At 61.3% G+C, this 1795-nt stretch carries 2 protein-coding genes and 1 pseudogene; 2 read left to right on the top strand and 1 reads right to left on the bottom strand.

Annotation, left to right across the window (positions count from 1 at the left end; genetic code table 11):
• Both RMO15_RS02300 and RMO15_RS02305 read left to right on the top strand, forming a co-directional pair.
• Window positions 1-344, top strand: a pseudogene (locus RMO15_RS02300) (hypothetical protein); the annotation flags it as partial.
• Window positions 332-1240 (top strand): aminoglycoside phosphotransferase family protein, encoded by a 909-nt coding sequence (locus RMO15_RS02305; protein WP_309707433.1) that lies wholly within the window; start codon window positions 332-334, stop codon window positions 1238-1240. The pseudogene RMO15_RS02300 and the gene RMO15_RS02305, both read left to right, overlap by 13 nt.
• Here RMO15_RS02305 and RMO15_RS02310 read toward each other — a convergent pair.
• The coding region (locus RMO15_RS02310) for a PEP-CTERM sorting domain-containing protein (RefSeq protein ID WP_309707435.1) at window positions 1221-1795 on the bottom strand (575 nt) is incomplete at its 5' end. The genes RMO15_RS02305 and RMO15_RS02310 overlap by 20 nt on opposite strands.

The following is a 1795-nucleotide window of genomic DNA, read 5'->3' on the forward strand; positions in this document are numbered from 1 at the left end:
GCCTGACCGGGCCACTCGCCAAAGCCCCCGATGCTCCCCACCCATACGGCGCGATTGAGATCTGCGGCAAGCCCGGCGATGCCTTTATCTTCGAGCAGCGCACCTACCACGCCGTCGGGGCGAATTTTTCAGACATCACCCGCAAGACCCTCTTCATTGGCTACGGCTTCCGCTGGGTCTTCCCGATGGATTTCTCGCCGCAGTTCCACTACCGCGAGCTGTATGCGAAAGCCAACCCCATCCAGCGCCAGCTCATGGGCGATGTGAAGACCATCACCGGCGTGCACCTCCCCACCGACGAAGACGTCCCGCTCCGCGCAAAATGGCGCGAGTGGTATGGGTAGTGCACCCCGACGAGGTCTTTACGGATTCTGCCCTTGTGAGCCGTTTGCTAGCCACGCAGTTTCCGCAGTGGGCCGCGCTTCCGATTAAGCGGGTCGCGTCTTCTGGGACGGACAATGCCCTCTACCGCTTGGGCGACGAACTTGTCATGCGGCTCCCGCGCGTTCACTGGGCAGTCGGGCAGGTGGAGAAAGAGCAGCAGTGGCTCCCCAAGCTCGCGCCCCACCTCTCGCTTGCCGTACCCACACCACTCGCCATGGGCCTGCCGTGCGCGGGCTACCCATGGCACTGGTCGGTCTACCGCTGGCTCGACGGCAAAAATGCCACGCTTGATAGCCTCTCCGATCCCTGCCAGGCGGCAAAGACACTTGCGGGTTTTATCCGAGCGTTGCAGGGTTGCGATGCCACGGATGGCCCCGCACCAGGTGACCACAACTCCGGGCGCGGTGAGCCCTTGGCGAAGCGCGATGCCGCCGTACGAAGTGCCCTCGCCAAGCTCAACGGGCGAATAGATACCGACGCGGCCACGAAAGCCTGGGAGACTGCCCTTCAAGTCCCAGCCTGGGATAACGCTCGCGTCTGGCTGCACGGCGACCTGCAATCTGGCAACCTCCTCGCCACCGACGGCCAGCTCAGCGCCGTCATTGACTTCGGCTGTCTCGGCGTGGGCGATCCCGCCTGCGAGCTTATTGTCGGCTGGAACCTCTTCGAAACTGACTCTCGCCAAGTCTTCCGCGACGCCCTCGCAATAGACGATGCCACGTGGGAGCGTGGGCGCGGCTGGGCGCTATCCATGGCGCTGATTGCCCTGCCCTACTACTGGGACACCAACCCGTCCATTGTTCAGGTGTCGCTTCGCACTCTCGACGAAGTCCACGTTAGCTGCGTCGGCGCTTGACCCACACAGCAACCCCGCCCAGTGCCAGAAGCGCGAGCGTTCCCGGCTCAGGGGCGGAAGAAACAACTGTCGTGGACAATGTCAGTACCTGGCCGCTCGGACTATCGGCGTTTGTCGTCACACTCAGGGTGGTAACAGGCGCTCCAAAGTTCAGGATGCCATTTTGGAAAGCATTTCCAGGCATGGTGAGTAGGTTACCCACTGCCGTTGCTCCCGCCATACCAGACGCGATGGTAATGGGTTGGTTGAAGGTATAGCTTGTCGTAACACCGCCACCCCCACTTGAAGCACCGGTGCCACGCCAGAAGATACCGTAGAGATTCAGATTAGAGATAGGCGATGCAAAGGAAATTGTCCAGTTGTTACTGACAGCATAGCTTACTGACTGCTGGCTAGCGCTCCCTGGAGCCGCAGAGTAGTTCGCGCCTGAGAGATTCGCACTAAATAAGGAGGGAAACCCGGTAAAGCCCGTAACCGTGAAGTTCACTCCGTTGAGTGTTCCCGTCGTGGGAGTGGCCCAAGTGGCGAAGATGTCCGCAGCGTGGCTCGGAGCGT

The organism is Armatimonas sp. (assembly GCF_031410135.1).
Classification (GTDB): Bacteria; Armatimonadota; Armatimonadia; order Armatimonadales; family Armatimonadaceae; genus Armatimonas.